This is a genomic window from Neobacillus endophyticus (assembly GCF_013248975.1).
Lineage (GTDB): Bacteria > Bacillota > Bacilli > Bacillales > Cytobacillaceae > Neobacillus > Neobacillus endophyticus.
Window position 1 is genome coordinate 3,351,764 of the sequence record NZ_JABRWH010000001.1, and the last position, 17,899, is coordinate 3,369,662.

The 17,899-nt window shown below is 38.7% G+C and carries 21 protein-coding genes and 1 pseudogene; 16 read left to right on the forward strand and 6 right to left on the reverse strand.

The features are described 5' to 3' along the window. Positions 1-6 precede the first annotated feature (6 nt). From HPT25_RS16555 to HPT25_RS16590, 8 genes are all read left to right on the forward strand, one after another. A complete protein-coding gene (locus tag HPT25_RS16555) occupies positions 7-723 on the forward strand; it encodes an SDR family NAD(P)-dependent oxidoreductase (RefSeq protein WP_173066474.1) in 717 nt (238 codons plus the stop codon). Positions 724-852: 129 nt separating this feature from the next. Then, positions 853-1,635, forward strand: a complete 783-nt coding sequence (locus HPT25_RS16560) for a putative protein N(5)-glutamine methyltransferase (protein ID WP_173066477.1) — start codon at positions 853-855, stop codon at positions 1,633-1,635. A gap of 332 nt (positions 1,636-1,967) precedes the next feature. Continuing rightward, the gene (locus HPT25_RS16565) at positions 1,968-2,414 is read left to right on the forward strand and encodes a hypothetical protein (protein WP_173066480.1); all 447 of its coding nucleotides are present in this window, start codon (positions 1,968-1,970) and stop codon (positions 2,412-2,414) included. A gap of 2 nt (positions 2,415-2,416) precedes the next feature. Then, positions 2,417-2,641, forward strand: coding sequence for a helix-turn-helix transcriptional regulator (locus HPT25_RS16570; protein ID WP_173066483.1), 225 nt, complete (start codon positions 2,417-2,419; stop codon positions 2,639-2,641). 60 nt (positions 2,642-2,701) lie between these two features. Further along, on the forward strand, positions 2,702-3,430 hold the full coding sequence (locus HPT25_RS16575) for a DUF4386 domain-containing protein (protein ID WP_173066486.1): 729 nt from the start codon (positions 2,702-2,704) through the stop codon (positions 3,428-3,430). A 198-nt stretch (positions 3,431-3,628) separates the two neighbouring features. Further along, entirely contained in the window at positions 3,629-4,507 is an 879-nt protein-coding gene (locus tag HPT25_RS16580) for a CPBP family intramembrane glutamic endopeptidase (protein WP_173066489.1), read from the forward strand. A 1,074-nt stretch (positions 4,508-5,581) separates the two neighbouring features. Further along, on the forward strand, positions 5,582-5,848 hold the full coding sequence (locus tag HPT25_RS16585) for a hypothetical protein (protein WP_173065185.1): 267 nt from the start codon (positions 5,582-5,584) through the stop codon (positions 5,846-5,848). A 48-nt stretch (positions 5,849-5,896) separates the two neighbouring features. Next, on the forward strand, positions 5,897-6,112 hold the full coding sequence (locus HPT25_RS16590) for a hypothetical protein (RefSeq protein WP_173066491.1): 216 nt from the start codon (positions 5,897-5,899) through the stop codon (positions 6,110-6,112). Between the two features lie 251 nt (positions 6,113-6,363). On the opposite strand, the gene HPT25_RS16595 is transcribed toward HPT25_RS16590, so the two are convergent. The 4 genes from HPT25_RS16595 to HPT25_RS16610 all read right to left on the reverse strand — a co-directional run bounded on the left by HPT25_RS16595 (position 6,364) and on the right by HPT25_RS16610 (position 9,194). After that, the gene (locus HPT25_RS16595) at positions 6,364-6,627 is read right to left on the reverse strand and encodes a hypothetical protein (RefSeq protein WP_173066494.1); all 264 of its coding nucleotides are present in this window, start codon (positions 6,625-6,627) and stop codon (positions 6,364-6,366) included. Between the two features lie 34 nt (positions 6,628-6,661). After that, the gene (locus tag HPT25_RS16600; protein WP_173066497.1) at positions 6,662-7,354 is read right to left on the reverse strand and encodes a VC0807 family protein; all 693 of its coding nucleotides are present in this window, start codon (positions 7,352-7,354) and stop codon (positions 6,662-6,664) included. Beyond that, on the reverse strand, positions 7,335-8,549 hold the full coding sequence (locus tag HPT25_RS16605) for an FAD-dependent oxidoreductase (RefSeq protein ID WP_312857296.1): 1,215 nt from the start codon (positions 8,547-8,549) through the stop codon (positions 7,335-7,337). The genes HPT25_RS16600 and HPT25_RS16605 overlap by 20 nt, the downstream gene beginning before the upstream one ends. 405 nt (positions 8,550-8,954) lie before the next feature. Further along, positions 8,955-9,194, reverse strand: a complete 240-nt coding sequence (locus HPT25_RS16610; protein WP_173066504.1) for a hypothetical protein — start codon at positions 9,192-9,194, stop codon at positions 8,955-8,957. 148 nt (positions 9,195-9,342) lie between these two features. On the opposite strand from HPT25_RS16610, the pseudogene HPT25_RS28735 reads away from it, so the two are divergent. Continuing rightward, a pseudogene (locus HPT25_RS28735) lies at positions 9,343-9,468 on the forward strand (GNAT family N-acetyltransferase); the annotation flags it as partial. A gap of 75 nt (positions 9,469-9,543) precedes the next feature. Here the strand turns inward: HPT25_RS28735 and HPT25_RS16615 are convergent. After that, the gene (locus HPT25_RS16615; protein WP_173066507.1) at positions 9,544-9,807 is read right to left on the reverse strand and encodes a hypothetical protein; all 264 of its coding nucleotides are present in this window, start codon (positions 9,805-9,807) and stop codon (positions 9,544-9,546) included. A gap of 467 nt (positions 9,808-10,274) precedes the next feature. Between HPT25_RS16615 and HPT25_RS16620 the strand changes: the two genes are divergently transcribed. The 5 genes from HPT25_RS16620 to mce all read left to right on the forward strand — a co-directional run bounded on the left by HPT25_RS16620 (position 10,275) and on the right by mce (position 15,193). After that, on the forward strand, positions 10,275-10,772 hold the full coding sequence (locus tag HPT25_RS16620; RefSeq protein ID WP_173066510.1) for a GNAT family N-acetyltransferase: 498 nt from the start codon (positions 10,275-10,277) through the stop codon (positions 10,770-10,772). Positions 10,773-11,697: 925 nt separating this feature from the next. Further along, on the forward strand, positions 11,698-11,910 hold the full coding sequence (locus tag HPT25_RS16625; protein WP_026565883.1) for a hypothetical protein: 213 nt from the start codon (positions 11,698-11,700) through the stop codon (positions 11,908-11,910). Positions 11,911-11,936: 26 nt separating this feature from the next. Further along, complete coding sequence (gene ltrA / locus HPT25_RS16630) at positions 11,937-13,196, forward strand: group II intron reverse transcriptase/maturase (RefSeq protein ID WP_173066513.1); 1,260 nt, start codon at positions 11,937-11,939, stop codon at positions 13,194-13,196. A gap of 704 nt (positions 13,197-13,900) precedes the next feature. After that, positions 13,901-14,311, forward strand: a complete 411-nt coding sequence (locus tag HPT25_RS16635; RefSeq protein WP_217269734.1) for a nuclear transport factor 2 family protein — start codon at positions 13,901-13,903, stop codon at positions 14,309-14,311. A 471-nt stretch (positions 14,312-14,782) separates the two neighbouring features. Beyond that, complete coding sequence (gene mce / locus HPT25_RS16640) at positions 14,783-15,193, forward strand: methylmalonyl-CoA epimerase (RefSeq protein WP_246277204.1); 411 nt, start codon at positions 14,783-14,785, stop codon at positions 15,191-15,193. A 70-nt stretch (positions 15,194-15,263) separates the two neighbouring features. Here the strand turns inward: mce and HPT25_RS16645 are convergent, their stop codons facing one another. Further along, entirely contained in the window at positions 15,264-15,743 is a 480-nt protein-coding gene (locus HPT25_RS16645; protein WP_173066519.1) for a hypothetical protein, read from the reverse strand. A 567-nt stretch (positions 15,744-16,310) separates the two neighbouring features. Here HPT25_RS16645 and HPT25_RS16650 point away from each other — a divergent pair. Beyond that, positions 16,311-17,045 carry a GNAT family N-acetyltransferase gene (locus HPT25_RS16650; protein WP_312857297.1) on the forward strand — a complete coding sequence of 245 codons (735 nt, stop codon included), beginning with the start codon at positions 16,311-16,313 and terminating at the stop codon, positions 17,043-17,045. A 344-nt stretch (positions 17,046-17,389) separates the two neighbouring features. Beyond that, complete coding sequence (locus HPT25_RS28375; RefSeq protein WP_217269735.1) at positions 17,390-17,896, forward strand: CBO0543 family protein; 507 nt, start codon at positions 17,390-17,392, stop codon at positions 17,894-17,896. Positions 17,897-17,899 lie beyond the last annotated feature (3 nt).

The window sequence follows — 17,899 nt, forward strand, 5'->3', positions numbered from 1 at the left end:
TTTATTATGGAAATTCGTGACAAAGTTGTTCTTATTACTGGAGCATCCGCTGGTATCGGCTTAGCCACAGCACGTCGCTTTGCCGCCGCTGGTGCCAAATTAGCATTGGTAGCTCGATCTGCCGATGTACTCAAGCATCTCGCCGAGGAATTGAAGAGCCGGGGAAGTGACGCTGTAGCTCTGCCTGCTGACGTGAGCGATCCGAAGCAGGTTCAACGTGTCATTGAGGAGACGGCGCGGCACTTTGGTCACCTAGATGTGGTCATCAATAACGTAGGACAAGCTGCAAGAGGCACGATTGCCGACCTCAATCCTGATGACTTTCGTAAGATCTTTGACCTCAATGTGATAGGACCATTAACAGCCATGCAAGCTGTGATCCCTATCATGCGAGAGCAAGGAGGAGGACTGATCATCAACATAAGTTCGGTGGTTACCAAGATGAATATTCCTGGTATCGGAGCCTATGCGGCTACCAAATCCGCTTTGAACATGCTTTCCGATACAGCACGAGGCGAATTGGCCTCAGAGCAAATCCGGGTGATTTCCGTCTATCCGCGCGTAACCACAACGGATTTTGGCAAAAACGCTCTGGGCGTTCGCCCAGTTCGCCGGCAGCAGCCACAAGGTTCTTCCAATCCACCTGATACTCCTGAATTTGTTGCAGAGAAAATCTTGGCGGCAGCTTTAAATGAGCCAGATGACCAATATATGGATAAATGATCTTCGAATGGTCTCCATGGTTTAGGGCCATTTTGTTGACGAAGGATATCTCCAATTTTAACGAATATAGGGTTATAAATAAGCTTATCAAAAGTGGTGAGATAAATAGGAAAAAAATTTAATTTCTTTTTGGACAATGAAACGGAAAAATGTATAATTAACAGGCTTCGGAGCGCGGGTTGTGTTTTCGCAGAAGATGAGACCCAGTTACTTATCTCAGAGGCACGAACTCCAGAGGACCTCATGAAAATGGTGGAAAAGCGAGCCGATGGTTTACCTCTTGAATATGTTGTTGGATACGCAGAGTTCTGTGGTTTGCGGATAGAATTGGACCGAGGCGTTTTCGTGCCTCGCAAACGTACCGAGTTTCTTGTTTACCAGGCAGAAGCCCTGTCATGTTCTGGTGATATCGTCGTTGATCTATGTTGCGGGTCAGGTGCTGTGGGTGTAGCACTGGCGGCAGCTTTAGGACGAGTTGAATTGTATTCTATTGACATTGACCCTATTGCAGTACGATGTGCTGGCCGCAACGTAACGGATTTCGGTGGCCATGTTTTTGAAGGTGACTTGTATAAAGCTCTGCCCCACCAACTTAAAGGCAATGTGAACATCCTAGTTGCGAACGTACCTTACGTTCCTACCGAGGCAATCAAGCTGCTCCCACAGGAGGCTCGCCTACATGAACCGAAGGTGGCGCTTGACGGAGGAGAGGATGGACTTGACATACAGCGAAGAGTAGCAGAAGAAGCATTTCTATGGCTAGCACCGGGAGGACATCTTTTGATAGAGACGAGCGAAAAGCAGGCACCTCAGACATTTGAAATCTTTTCAGGTGCTGGGCTTACCACAAAAGTGGCTAGAGACGAGGAACTGGACGCTACTGTCGTTATCGGATCAAATTCTGGGTTTTAGAGTAAATAAGTACTTAGTTTTAACCACAAATGAAATGATAATTCCTTAGCACTATACTAATTAACAAAAAATTCTTATTCAATAAAGGGCGCAAGAATTGAAGAATTTATGGACTGCAGTAGCAGTCCATTTTTCTTGGTCTTTAATCTGTTAAATGGCAGGATTGTTGAATAAGCATAACATCCCCTGTCAATTGGTTTTCGAACATGCCGGTCAATGCCAATTAAAGATGTTGGTTTTTTTGTAATCTACACTTTACTTTATGTAAAGTTTATATTACATTATGTATAACAGGCTTTACCGAAGAAAATAGAAAATACAAGGGGGAAACCATGACCTATCAAGAAAAGAAAAGCATCATATCACTAATCAGCACGATTCTCATTTTTGGTACTTATTGCTTATACATGTACCCACGGCACCCAGAAGTAGAGCTTGTCTCGCTAGCCACCTTTCGCTATTGGGGTTTATTCGTCCTCAACCTGATGCTGTTTTCAATAGTGGCACACATCATTATCAGCATTCTATTTAACATCTTCTTTAGAATTACGACTGGTGAAAAGGAGCCAAAATTTGCGGATGAACTGGATAAGTTAATTGAATTGAAAGCGAACCGAAATTCTTTTTTTGTATTTATCGTCGGGTTTCTACTAGCAATGGGATCGCTGGTCGTCTCCCAGCCGTCACAGGCGATGTTTATCATTCTGATCATTTCGGGATTCACTTCCGATGTGACCGGGTCTGTGACAAAACTTTATCTCTATCGGAAAGGAGTCTAATAATGGGTAAAAATCTTGTCGGCAATCATATCAGAAGATTACGATTCGACCATAACGAAATGACACAGCAGCAGTTGGCTGACAAGGCAGGCGTAACAAGACAGACCATCGTGGCTCTTGAAAAAGGAAATTACTCCCCATCTCTAGAACTTGCCTTCCGTATTGCTCTCGCCTTTAACTTACCACTGGAAGAGATATTCTTTTATGGGGAAAACACAAAAAAGTAATTATTATGTTCGTTTATTGCTTCACCGTTTTTGAATTTATGAGGAAATGGGGATAAAAAAATGAATACAAACAGAAAAGCCACAATCATTGTGGGAGTACTGTTTATTCTTGCAGCTGTTACGTCGGTCATAGGTTTGATTTTATACGATCCTATCCTAAAGGGTCCCGATTACCTGATTAAAGGTTCCGAACACGCTAACCAGGTGATCATGGGGGCGATTATGGAGCTAATTCTGGTTGTTTCAGCGATTGGTACTGCCACTACCATGTTTCCATTTTTAAGAAAGTATAATGAAACGATTGCTCTTTGGCATCTTTGTTTCAGATTTCTTGAAGCGATTATCATTACAGTTGGTGTAATAAGCGTACTGTCACTATTGACCTTAAGCAGGGAATATGCAGCAACAGGTTTTCCGAATATCGCCTCTTTCCAAGCCTCAGGCATTTTATTAAAAGCAGTACATGACTGGACATTTTTACTCGGTCCCAATTTCATGCTCGGCATCAATACCATGATGTACAGTTATATATTTTTTAAATCAAAGCTTGTACCAAGTTTTATCCCCATCTTAGGTATGACAGGTGCCACTCTTGTATTTATTGCAGCCTTATTAGAAATGTTTGGCGTTATTCAACAAGTTTCAGTTTGGGGAGCGATTTTGTCTGTACCAGTAGCAGCTAATGAAATGATTCTAGCTGTATGGCTCATTGTTAAAGGTTTTAACGAATCTGCATTAGCTACCATTACTGCAAAAAAAGAGAGGGGGCGGAAGTACGACTTGACATAATGGGTTTTGATACGATAAAAGATAAAACCGTTCATTGAAAAGTGAAGGTTGTTATTAATGTATGAAACCTTTTAATGAATGAGGAGAAAAAGACTGGCGATACTTTTATGTAGTATCGCCTTTTCTAATTAAGGATTTGTTTATTAAAGATGAAAGACCGCTCATTCTTAAAAAATATTAAAAAAGAGGTGAACGTTTTTGAAATCTTATGGGAAAGTGATTGGTTTAATTGTATCTGTATCTGTGTTAGTGGCAATAGGAATCATCATTATATTGATGCTCATCCACTTGGCACTGCAAAATATGCACGGAGGTCAGGTGAAAATTGATAAGATGATGGATAATGAATGGTCTTTTGACATAGCAGGCTTCGTTCAGGAATTCATTACAATAAGTATTGTTCTATTATTCTGGACAAAAGTGAACAAAAGAAAAATTTCCGAAATCGGGCTACGTGATGATAAATTCAAAAGCAATTTTTTAAAAGGGGTTGCGCTGGGACTTCTTGCAATGACAGTTATTTTTCTTGTTTTATTATCGCTGGGTGCGATTCACGTAACGAGCGGAAATTCAGATATCATAAAGATTGTTGTCGGATTCATTCTTATGTTTTTTGTTGGTTTTACAGAAGAATTTATGTTTCGCGGCTATATTTTACAAACACTCCTTGAAAATCGCCCGAAATGGGAAGCTATAATTGTATCTTCACTTATCTTTGGAGCTATTCATATAAGTAATGATAATGCAAACACAATTGGCATCATCAATGTCATGTTAGGTGGTCTTTTATTTTCGCTCATGTATATAAAAACAGGAAGTATATGGCTTGGTGTTGGGTTTCATTTTATGTGGGATTTTGCAATATCCTATCTATATGGATTTGCAGACAGTGGAAATGTCACATCTGGGTTTCTTAAAAGTATACCAGTAAAAGCACAACAGCTCTTTAATGGCGGCGCATTCGGTGCGGAGGGAGGATTGGTTTTCTCGTTAGGTGTTTTGACCCTTATTATATATTTTTTACGTAAAAATAAAAAAACGTGTGTCTTAAAAAATACTAAAATCCGCATTTTATAAAATGCAGCTTTGGGGAAATGGGAAGTATATTTTTTGTGGTTGAACCTCAAAAAGATGGTGAAGACTTACACTTAAAGTAACAAGTGATTTAATTCAATAACGATCTTCAACAATCGGGCGCAATTCTGCAGCAATAATTGTGCTTTTTATTTACGTTTAGGGCCATATTCTTTAAACAAAATATTAGGCTAATTGGATATTATAGAAAAATAAGGTCATGGTATAATAAGGTAAAAAAGAGGTGTCTTGATTTGGTGAAAAATTTACCTTTGCTAATGGCGATGTGGTTAATTGGAGTTAGCACCTTAACAATGGGTTTAAATACACACTTACCACAATTCATAAAATTGCGTCTATTAATATTTAGTTGTGTTTTGAATATCTGTAGTATGTTGGGTCTGATTTTACACGTAGGTATGCAAAAAATAAGCAAGAATTTTCTTAAATAGTTTTATATTTTCGACTAACGGGCGCGATTCAGCAACAAGAATGAAGCGCCCATTTTCATTTTATTGTGCAAGAATCGAACAGCGATGAACAGTTTCAGAAGTCCAATTTTATTGGTCTTTAATCAGTTAAATGGCAGTATTTCAAGAAGAATTAACATACATATTCAAACAAAATAAAAAAATTATGTTAGAGTTTACATAGGTGGTGATTAAAATTATGTTAAGCAATATAGGTATACCAGGGTTAATTTTAATGATAATTATTCTTGGATTAGGCTTGTTTGTTTTACATAGGTTAGTACAATTCCTTTTTAAAAGACGGTAAACGTCTTTTTTTCATTTAACACTATAAGTTGTCCTCGTAAAATTTTTTCCTGAACGGGTGTGATACTGCAATGATCTTCAACAATCGGGCGCAAGAATTGAGCAAAGATGGACTGTATCAGCAGTCCATTTTTCTTGGTCTCTAATCCGTTAAATGGCAGGTTAGTTGAATAAAGAATACTTTTTTAATATCTCATGATATAAAAAAATTTTTAAATCCTTCTTCAAGTAATACAGTAAAATGTAATAAAATGGAATTAAAGTTACGTTAATGTAAATAGCGTAACAATGGGGGACGGATATGTTTTTCTTTAATAAAGAAGAAATTTATATTGGATATTCAATGGAAGAATTATCAAAGGTAAGAGGCATTTTAGAAAGTAAGGGCATTAAATATACCTACAAAGTTATTAACCGTTCAAGTCAATGGTTGGGACAGGGGACAACGAGAGGAAACTTTGGAAGTGCTGGAATGAACAGTAATTACGAAAACCAATATGTCGTTTCTGTTAAGAAAAAAGACTCGGAGAACGCAAAATATTGGGTTAATACTGTTTTGTATCCATAGTTAATTAGAGGAAATAACTTTATTACACCTCCAAAAGCGGGTAAATAAATGGAGAACATAGTATGGATAAATGGAAATTATAAAGAAGATAATCGCATTTTTGATTGTAAAATTCAATCTGAGGAATGGGCAGATGCTTTACTTCCAGATTTCGGTCCATATTTTATCAGTAAGATTAATGTTGGATATGCGACTTCTGACGAAAAGGTAATAAAATTTTTAGCAATTCTCTTACCTGATTGGGCTAGTTATAATAATGTGTAAATTACTATTCATCAAGAGAAAAACGTTGTGGATGGTCAAGTCATATGTAAAATTTGGACACAGCAGATATAGGCAGTTTGTGAAGAAACGTACTTAAACGATCGGGCGCTTATCCGGAGTAACGAAAAAAGCCTAGCATACACCCTCTCAGACTTCAATGTGAGCTTCTGCATGGAGACAGTGATACATTGCCTACTTGTGCTGTCATAATGACAGACGTTCTCTGATCGTGTGGAACGTCTTTTTTGTACCTAGATGACGATTCCCTTCCCGTCGTTTCCGTAAACATCCCAGAGCGAAGAAGCCGCGACGATGATCACGGAGGCTAGTGCATAAGGGCCCCACCCCCATTCCGGTCGGCGATAGGCGATCATCCAGACGACGTTCGTCAGCAGGATGATCAGAAGAGCCGTCGACAAGATGTATCGATGCTCCTCCATCCCCAATTTCCAATAAGAGGCTTCGATCAGCAATAGAGCCAAGAAAGTGATGATTCCGATGCGCCGCGACGCCATAACTCATCTTCCATTCCTTCAGTCTTTGTGAAATTTAATGATTTTGTTCCCGTACGATTTCAAGACAATAGTCAGTTACGATCTTCTTAAGTGGAGTCAAGCATCGCTTCGTAAATAAGACGGCAAGGACAAGGACTATGATGGCAGGCAACTGGGAAACGATCAGGGACTTCCCGATTTCCTCTTCCGAGATCCGAAATACGACGACGATGCGCAATACCCCTTCCAGCGCCATGAAGCCCCCCCATCCGGCGGTCATGATCCGCTCTCCGCGACGAAAAGGCCCGGACCGTTCCCACGCACGTTCGTACGCTGCCATGCGAATCGGGTCGCCCTTAGTCGCGACGGGTTTGGCGGTTTCATACGATAATGGACGGCCGACGAAGCACGTCGTCCATGCATAGATAGCAGCGGCACCGATGTAAAAGGACGGCTTGATCAAGAGGATCCGCGGATCGTTCGTCCAGATCATCAGTACGATAGACAATGCGATCTCGAGCACGATCAGCAAGCCGATCCCGTCGAGCTTACGATTGCGCGCAGTCTGGAGGGCCGTGGTTAAACCCGCAGCCACCCCGCTGACCGTCAAGGCGACGACGTCATTCAGTCCGAGCTGATGAAGCAGAAAATAGGCGACTCCGGGCGCGATGAGATCGACAAGGAGTGGAAGTATTCCCCGGAATTTACTCATTTTCTTAATATGAGACTTATTCGATGTTTGATTCATTTTCCTTTTCTCCTTTTTCGGATTCCCTCAAAAAAATTTTTCTCGCATTTTGGTAGGAAGACTCCATCGTAGGGTAAGCATACTCTCGCATGGTCTGTTCGTATTTGCGAATCGCAGGAATCAATTCCACCTCGCCTTTGCTGACTGATTCCAGCAGCATCGAAAGCAACGCTGCGTCCAGGAAAGCCGTACTCGCGCCGGAGCCGCCGGCAGGATTCATCGCATGAATGGCATCGCCCATCAACGTTATGCGGGAAGTCTGCCAATCGGGAACCAGATGCGAGGTGTGCATAGGCAATGCGAACAGGGAACTCTGATCTGTCCTGCTTAGAAGCTCGATCAGATCCGCAGACCATCCGTTGATACGGCCTATGCTCAATTGGAGCAGTTCTTCCGGTGGGAGTCGCATGAGGTCTAGCGGAAACCGGTCATCAGGAGCGATCAGTCCCCATAGTAAGTAATCGTCGACAGGATCCAACTGGACGCTCGGAGCGAACTTGGCGGCCGCTTCTTGTTGCGGCATACGCGACTGATAGAATGCCATAATCAATGTGGTGCGTTCCGGGCCCAGGATCGTATTAATAGCGTTATATATCGCGTCGGGGATTTGCTTGAGAAGAACCGGATTCAGCGGAATTTTCCCATAGATGGAAACCAGCTTCATAGACTCCGGCTCCGTATCGGGCAGTAACCTTCTTCGCACGACAGAGCGAATGCCGTCCGCAGCGATCAATAGATCACCTTCTTCGACCGTTCCGTCGGAAAAGATTGCTTTGACCCGATCCCCCTCTTGTTCGACATCGATCAATGTGCGCGAGAATTGAACGATACCCTCCAAACCAGCCAGCAAAATCTGGCGCAGGGTCAACCTGTTGACGGCGCTGTGCGAATTGGTCAAATCTTGGCCCGGTTTCCCGAAGTCAACCGATCCGATCGGGTGAAGAGCTGAATCAAACTTCGCGACCTTGGAATTATATGAGACGGCCGAAGTGGCCAGATAGAGCGAATATAACGTTCCCGGCAGACACTCTTGCAGTCCGAACCCTCCGTAGTCATTGATGTTCAACCGGTACCCTTGGCCCCGGGCGGCAGGAGAGGCCTCCCGTTCAAACACGGAACAAGATATCCCACGTTTCTTTAAACCTTGGGCCAAGCAAAGCCCACCCATTCCTCCGCCGACGATCAGTATATGCACTTAATCCCACGCTCCTTTACATACATACGCTTAAATTAAGAAATTCTTAGAAAGACGAGGCACATAACGCCCAATCCTAAAACCACAGGTACTAAGCGTATTATCGACCGCCTTATTGTTCTTTTATGATATACTCTAAAGATCCAACCAAGATATATTAACCTAGTAATCAATAATAGAGCGAACCCATTTCTATCTCCCTGAATAATAACGGATTGTGAAACGAAATCTTTATATTGTCGCAAGTATCCCCACTTTCCTCCATTAGTTCCTCCACCAATCCCTCCATACTCAGAATCTTAAATTATCCTGCCAGTTAGTTGAGAAAAACGTCAGCCTTCCGTGGCTACCGCTTCTTTGAAATCATTGAGCTATAGTGCCCGTTAGAGTTTAGCGAAGGAATATTTACTTTGAGTTTTTTCTAGCAAGGTACAATGCAACAGCTTGAGGTTTAATAACGGTTCCACCATGTTGTTCTTTGATTTCCCCAAACAATTTATAGCGTACATCTTCAGGAACTAGTCTACGTCTGGAATTAGTGTTTAATAAAGATATATATTCATTTGCTGTGTAAGTATCACCCCATCTGTATTGCTTTACTTCTAGTTCTTTAAACAAATCATCCTTTACAGTTAGATGCGACATTTCAGCAATAATTTGTTCAATGGACGGATTTTTTGAATCATCGAGTTGTGGAGCATACCTCTTGTAGCTATCCCGAATTTGGTTAAAACATCATCAAATGACGGAACGTGGACTGTCCAAAAGAATGCGATAGAACCTTGGTCGCTTCCATCAAAAATGTGGCTTTAGAATTGTTGGAGTAGATATTGATTTTTTCATCAGACATTACTCAGAAGAAATTTATGAGAACGGTATACAGTGCGGGGATATGATTCGATTATCTCAGGATTTATAGGGAAACCTCTACTAAACTAAGAACAACGCTTGATTAGACTGTATTTCAATGGCGGTCTTACTTTTTGCCTAAATATCAACAGTAAGATTTAACAAAGCCTAAATTTATAAACCTGTTCGATAAATCGTTTCGTAAATCAGGGTCAGAAAAAATTAAAATAAATGCAATTACCATCGGGCTGGATAATCCAATAATTCCCAATATACTTGCAACTACAACATATACATTACTGATAGGTTCAATGTGACTTAGGTAAGCAGCTATAAACCATAATATCCAAGGAATTAAAATTGATAAAACGTATAACAAAAATGGATTTCGGTATCTCTCGATTGTCATATTTCTTCCCCTTTTTATTTAGGATTTATATTAACAACAACAATAATTTACTGAAAAATCCATTATTATCAAAATGCTTTTCTGTTATATAATGGAATTTAAAGGGTGGAATTTCAAGTTTTTTTTATCTGCATTTATCGACAAGTTGTTTATCTAGCGAATACTTATCAAAGTCTTGTGAAATATAAGATTTATCCAAATAATAATTTAGAAAAAAGCGATAGAATTGGGTACGGAATTGAATAAGAAATATCATATTTTTGCTGAACTATCTGTGGGAGTTGGTTTAACAAGCTAAAGGCATCAACCAGATTAATTATCTGGATCTTCCATAATCGGGCGCAAGAATTGAAGAATTTATGGATTGTAGCAGTCCATCTTTTCAGTCCGTTAAATGGCAGATTACTTTAAGAAGGTCAATTAGAAATAATAAAGAAATATACATATCAACACAAAGGGTGATTAATATGATTATTGATTTTTTATCAAACCATCCCGATAAAATAACCGAAGTTTCTGAAATGATTTTTAAGGAATTTGTAGTAAATACAAGTAGTTGTATGAAATTTGAAGATGTTGTTATACACTTTTCAAATACAAAGGAAAATGCATTTCCGATAACACTGGTTGCATTAGTGGACGAAGAATGTTTAGGAACTGTATCAATCTTTGAAAATGATTTAAAGATAAGAGATATGTATAAACCTTGGCTTGCATCTCTATACACGAAACCTGAGTATCGTGGTAAAAGAGTAGGACAAGAGTTAGTAGCCAACACCATAGATGTTGTCAAAAAACTAGGATTTAATGAACTGTATTTAAGAACAGAAGATGCATCTGACTATTATAGAAATAGGGGATGGACTTATCTTGAAACTGTTTCTGATGATAAATACGAAAAAATTGATATATTTAAAATAAATTTTTTGAAATTTAAACTAACTACTTGTGAAAATTGTACTTAAAGTAAACTGGTTCATTACTTCAATATCGATCTTCAACAATCGGGCGCGAGTGCGGCCAAGCTTAGGTCGTATCATATAACGGGTGGGATTCCCGTCGAGTAAGAACTAGCCATTCGCTCGTAGCGAGTCTTGGAGGGCTAAAGGTAACTTTAGTCTTTAAGCGTAGACAGTTAGGTAGCGGGCCGAAAGCCAACTGGTTGAAGGGATTGAGCTCCATAATGATTGTAAATCGGGAGGGCTGATGCTTTTCGCGCTGCAGAAAGCCATATTTTATCTTTCGTTAAAGGCAAGAAGGATAAAACCTCTCTGGAGTCATAGACCTTGGCACGTTATACATTGATATGATACGGCAACTTGGGAGACCCTACCGGTCTTTTCTTTTTTTCTAGAAGAGTATGGACTACAAGCGATAACAAGCAAGGAAACCAAATGCCGATTGAGGGAGTCGGATAGCAGCGTAGTGCGTGCGTGGCAGCACGTTCATCAGGTGGGTTAAAGTCCCACTGAATCTCTGACTAGGAGATTCATATCCAAACTTGGGAGTAATGTCTCAAGGGCTGATGATTTATCATCAGAAGGCAGGGCGTCCACCGCGAGGTGGAGTCTGAAGGGCTTGAGGAGAAATACCAGGCCGTAGTAAAACGGGGCTACCCGAAATGCGAACCGGTCGGCCAAAGATGGGGCAAGGTCGAGCCTGCACTATGGAGGCGAAGGCGCTACTAGTCCACCCATCGTACCAAGGTGTGTGCGGGCGGCATGGTATGGAAGATGAATGTAGCGACCCATGGAGATCTCGTAGTGTCTGGAACAAAAACACTTTTAGGGACAAGTGGTTAAATAAAGTCGGGGTAATTGTTTCTGTGACAGTTATCCGGTAAGGAAATTCACAGAACTCCAGTAATGTGAACTATAAGGTAACCCCGAAATGGACACAAATGCACTGCGAGAAGTCGGAGAGCTGAATAGTACTTTAACAGACGAACAACAAAAACGTCTGGAACATCTATATAGATGTCATTTATTTATTCAAAAGGTAAATAAATGGGGAAGGCAGCTTGCTTTATGGAACCAAAATCCGAAATTAGTTTTGCGAGTAAAACGAACAAGAACGGAAAGTTCCCTTTGCGAAAGACCCTAAACTTGTATGTGGAGGATACGAAACCAATGGCGGATAATGGTACAACAACTAAGATTCATTCCTTAATAGATAAGGTTTACCACCCAACAAATCTATTGATGGCTTGGGAAAAAGTTAAGGAAAACAAAGGTAGCGGAGGAATCGACAATATCAGTATTAGTGATTTTGAAAAGGTACAGTATAAAGAATTAGACTTACTGCACCAAAGACTGAAAAATGATTCATATAAACCATTACCAGTCAGGAGAGTTAACATTCCTAAAAGGAATAAACCAAACGAGAAGAGACCTCTTGGAATTCCCGCAATTCGGGACAGAGTTTGTCAACAGGCTTTAAGGAATCGTCTTGAGCCAATATTTGAACCAACTTTTAATGACTGTAGTTTTGGATATAGGTCAGGAAAGTCTACCCATCAAGCTATGAGGAAGATATATCGTGAGATTATCAATGGTTGCGAATGGGTCCTAGATGCAGATTTGAGAGATTTCTTTGGGAATGTTCAACATGAATTGTTAATAAATAAAATTGCGGAAAAGGTAAGTGATGGACGAGTCTTACGACTCATTAGGCAAATGCTTGAAGCGGGCTATATGGAAAAGGGAAAGAAACATGCGACCACTCAAGGCACGCCGCAAGGTGGGGTAATCAGTCCGCTATTCAGTAACATCTATCTTGATTCATTTGACCATGAAATGGTTGATAAAGGGTATCGACTTACAAGATTTGCTGATGATTGGGTAGTACTCTGTAAAACAAGAAATGAAGCAGTGAAGGCATTAAATGATGCAAGGCAAATACTATCTAAAATTGGCTTAACTCTCCACCCTGAGAAAACCAGAATTACACATATTAAATGGGGATTTGAATTTTTAGGATATAAGATTAAACAGGGAAAAGGACTTAAACTTCCTCGCCATAAAATCAAAAAGCAACCTAACATCATAAACATCTATGCAATTCCTACTGAGAAGTCAGTAAAGCGATTCATGGACACTATACGTAGCCGTACAAAACGAAGAATCCCATTAAGCTTATTTGAATTAATAGAAAGTATCAATCCTGTTATCAGAGGATGGGGTAACTACTATCGAAAAGCTCACGTTAGAAAACTCTTCAATAAACTCCAACGCTGGATTGTAAGAAGAATATGGAGCCATCGATTTAAAAGATGGCGAAACATGGGTTGGAAGAAACTTCACGAATCCAAACTCTATTCGGCTTACAAACTTGTAAACCTTACTTCATTAATTCCAGATTTAGAATCTAAAGTTGCATCTAAAGGATGACATAAAGGAAAGCGGATTACGGGAAAACTGTACGATCCGTTTGATTGAGCGGACGGAGGAAGGCTTATGCCGACCTCCTTCGACTCTACACCAATGAAGTTGGGTAATGCCGATGGAGGAAAGGCTAGCTACCAGTTATCAACCTTACTAGGGACACATTTACTACACACAGAGGTAGGTATAATGATGGAAACAAAACTATTGAGGATAACAGAAATGTGAATGGTAACTAGGAGGAGCCGTGTGCGTTAATAGCGCAAGCACGGTTCTGTGAGGGTGGTGGAGTCCAATTTATCGCAAGGTAGAAAGGCTCCCTTCTACTCGACTTCTCCAACAGAGTTGTGCTCTTTCGTTATGTATGGGGCCAGATTGTTGCATAACTAGTGGAAAGAAAATTATATTTTGTGAAGATTTTCACTCAAACTAACGAATCAGGTTAGTAAAAGAGAATATTAAATATTAACCAGAAGAGGATTACCAATATTCTTACAAAAAATTGAAAATGTGTTATAGTGTATTTATTAACGATGTTACCTGGGAAGGTTTAACGGAACACGAATAGGGAGCACAAATCGACCAAATAGGGTTGCTTCTGCAGCCTTTTTTGGGCTAAAGGGGGCTTTAGCAAATTAAAGAAGTCCTTTTTGCACTAATTTCTTAAACAATGGGATAAAGACTTTAAAATTTAAGAAAGGAGTTTTGGAATGGTGAATAATGCCCAACTGGTTTTAGCAAATTATTATAATGCATTAGGTAGTAAACAAATTGATAGATTGATTGAAATAGTTCACGATGAAGCGAAATTTATTATTCTTAAAAAAGAGCCATCTGATAAAATCCCTTTATATGGTACATACGAAGGTAAAGAGGGAGTAAAAAAATATTTAAATATTTTAGCGGAAGAATATCAAATAGATATGTTTGTCATTAATAAAATAATTGGTGATCAAGATACAGCATTTGCATGGGGAAGTTTTCGAATCAAAGTCCGAGTAACTGGAAAAACTTTTGAGAGTGATTGGGCAGTGGTTTGTGAAATTGAAAAAGAGAAGATTAAGTTTTTTCAATTCTTTGAAGATACAGCTGCATTAGAAGAAGCATTTGATTTAACTTAATCGAATAATGATTGAATATTGAGGTATGATCAATTCATAAAAATCACAAGAAAGAAGAGGCGTTCATTTTCCATAGCCATTAAGTTAAGAAATCCATTGTTCCCCAAAACGAAAAAAAGAGCTGAATTCTAACAGATTATTGTGGAAAGATAAAATTTTCGTTTTAGAGCACTTCAAAATATTAGCTTGATGGGCATGTGGTGGTACCCCAATAAGATCTTCAACAATCGGGCGCAATACTTGAAGAGCTGGCTGCTATTGCCGGCTTTTTGTTTATTAAATTAAATGGCAGGTTTCTTGAATAGAACAGAATATTCACTGTCTCCATTTGTGGTATTTTTTATTGATGCCAATTCCGGTTTTTGGTTGAAAAATCAAATATAACGATAACAGCATGGTTTGGTTCAGTTTCTTGATAAGGTTTATTCTATAACCGGAATTTAAATATTTAATTATATGGGGGAAAAAGAAATGATAGTTGACCATATTGGAATTGCCGTTAGAAAAATCGAAGATGCTTTACCCTTGTACATCGACATATTGGGTGGGAAATTAGAGGACCGGTATACAAGCGAAGTACCTGGAGTTGAAGTTCATGTGGCGGTGATAAAAATGGCGGATAAAACGATTGAATTATTGGAACCTACAAATGATAAGTCTCCAATTGCTACTTTTATTAAACTTAGGGGAAAAGGAGTTCACCATGTTGCTTATCGTGTTGACGATTTAGATAGTGCAATACATGAATCACGTCAGAAAGGTATTCGATTTTTAGAAGAGACCCTTCGTGTCAACAGTAGAGGCAGACGTCTAATTTACATGAACCCCGCATCAACAAATGGAACAATTATTGAACTTTGTGATTACCCTTTTAAAAAATAAAATTTTAGAAAAAATATTTTCCTTAATTTTTTATTTATGACCCTTGTTAACTTGCTAATATACATTGGCTTTAACTGGCAATGTATTTCATTTGTGGATTAGTTAAAATAGAGGCAACCTGATTAATATTTAATGGGATGGCGAATGATTCCATATTCGATTTGTCCGTCCATCCTTTTGCATTTCCTACACATGTATTGGTTGTTCCACAATAAGTGATAAGTCCTCCATGCCGAACAAAAGTAAGTGCCCATTCTAACATATTCTTCGGATTATCCCCATTAAGAAAACTGGGAATCGGCATTCCTAATTGTTGAGTGATTGTATTTACCGTTTCAGGGCTACAAGTCATTGATCCAAGCTTTCCCTTTACTAAACCATTTACCCCTTCACCATTAAAAAACATCGTAACGTGTACTCCAAAACGTTGCAAATATATCGCTGTAACAAAGCTTGAAAAGTATTTCGCAGCTTGTTGCGGTCCAGATGAAACATGGATTAAAACCTTGTTATGCATCGTTGTAGGTGTGCTATATTTAGAAAGTGCCAATTGTCTTTTCCCTCCCAAAAACTCAATCTCAAATATTTTATGAAATGAGGAAGAGTTGGGTGAATATATCGCCCCTTTTGCTTCGTAAACGAATGAGTATGAGAAGGATGAATTAATCATCACTTTTTACTTTGTCGAAACAGATTGTGAAGATTTGCAGTATATATTCATACTTCAAACCTAAACAGAGTTAATTTCCTTCTTAAAGTGGAGGATTTAAACTGGAATTGTAAAATCCCTACATTCTTCAGTGATTTAATAGATTTAAAGGAATTTAATGTGGCTCAATATAAGTCAGAATCTAAAGAATGGTATGCTATACAATCAAAGTGCTAGGTTAATAATTTGTGATTGCTTATTCAACAATCGGGCGCAATTCTGCAGAAAGAATTGTGCTTTTTATTTAGGTTTCGGGCCATATTCTTGAATAAGAGAGAGCATTATTCGTAAGTAATCGAACTATATGTTATTCAATTATCGGGAGCAATATGGCTAAAAATAGATTCATAGCTATATTGAATAAAATTACAATTTTATTTATATTTATTCCGAAAGGAGGGATACGATGTGATTCATAATATTGAAGAGTTATCGCTTAACGCCTGGCCTGCATTACAGACAATGACTTACGACGGTTGGTTGATAAGATTCTCAAATGGTTATACAAAGCGTGCCAATTCGGTTAATCCGATTTATAAGTCAACGGAGGACTTAGATAAGAAAATTCATTACTGCGAGAATATATTTGACGCACGAAACTTGAAATCCGTTTTTAAAATGACTGAGTCTGTATATCCAGAAACGTTGGACATAGTTCTAGAAGGTCATGGCTACATTGCAGTTGACCATACAAGCGTTCAATTATTGTCCTTATCGAAGTTAAAAGAGCCATCAATACATACGGTTAAATTGGACGCGAAATTAAATGACGAATGGCTAAATCAGTTCTGTAAACTCAACAATCAAAACGAAATAAATAAAGCAACTATGAAGCAAATGCTTTCATTGATTCTTCCAAAAACATGCTTCATTTCACTTTATGATAATGATACTCTTGTTGCATGTGGGTTAGGGGTTTTAGAGAGAGGTTACTTGGGAATTTTCGACATAATTACGGATTTCCACTATAGAAATCGTGGGTTTGGAGAGCAGTTAATATTGAACTTACTGAAATGGGGAAAAGAAAATGGTGCAGAATATGCTTATCTTCAAGTGATGCTAAACAACGAACCTGCTTTAAAACTCTATTCAAAATTAGGGTTTAAAGAAAGATATCAGTACTGGTACCGTGTAAAAGAGTAATTATGTAGTTCAGGGTTTTCTGACGTTACTGTCATTCTACTAATTAATTCAAAAAAAACCGTGGAATATTTCTGTGAAAATAAACTAATCTTCCTCAAACGGGGGCATTAGTTAAAGAATATCCGCTGTCTAGCTGTGTTTTATAAACAAGTTCTTTAACGGGGGATAATCTTAAATAAGGTTTTAACAATGATCTTCAACAATCGGGCGCAAGAATTGAAGAATTTATGGGCTGCTGTAGCAGTTCATTTTTTCATAGTCGTTAATCCGTTAAATGGCAGTTGTAAAGTATTTACAACAAACAATTTGGAATAATAATTTTTAATGGCAAAAATAAAGGTGTGATGACAATATTTCCAATTGTTGTATCAATCATTTGTTTGCTTTCGGCATGGAAATGGGGGGACTGGAAAAAATTTGAAAAGCATTATCCTACCTTGGCGTATGTAACAGTAGGAAATCTAATATATAAAGTAAATGCTTTATTAAACTTCCACCTTTGGAAAGTAAATGATGGTGGTTTACTTAGTCACGAAACAATATACTTTATCTATCTCCTGCTAATTATGATTCCTGCAATTTTTGTTTACCTATCTAAATTTCCAGAAACTCGAATAAAAAAAATCTTATATGTTTTTGCTTGGATAGTTTTATTTACTGTAATGGAATGGATAGGTATGAAATATTTTAATGCCTTTAATCACTATCACGGTTGGAATATTTGGTGGTCTTTATTATTTGATTCAGTGATGTTTCCTATGTTAAGACTCCATTTTGTCAATTATAAATTAGCTTTATTACTAAGTATTCCATGTACTCTGTTTATGTTGATTATGTTCAACTACATTTGAGAA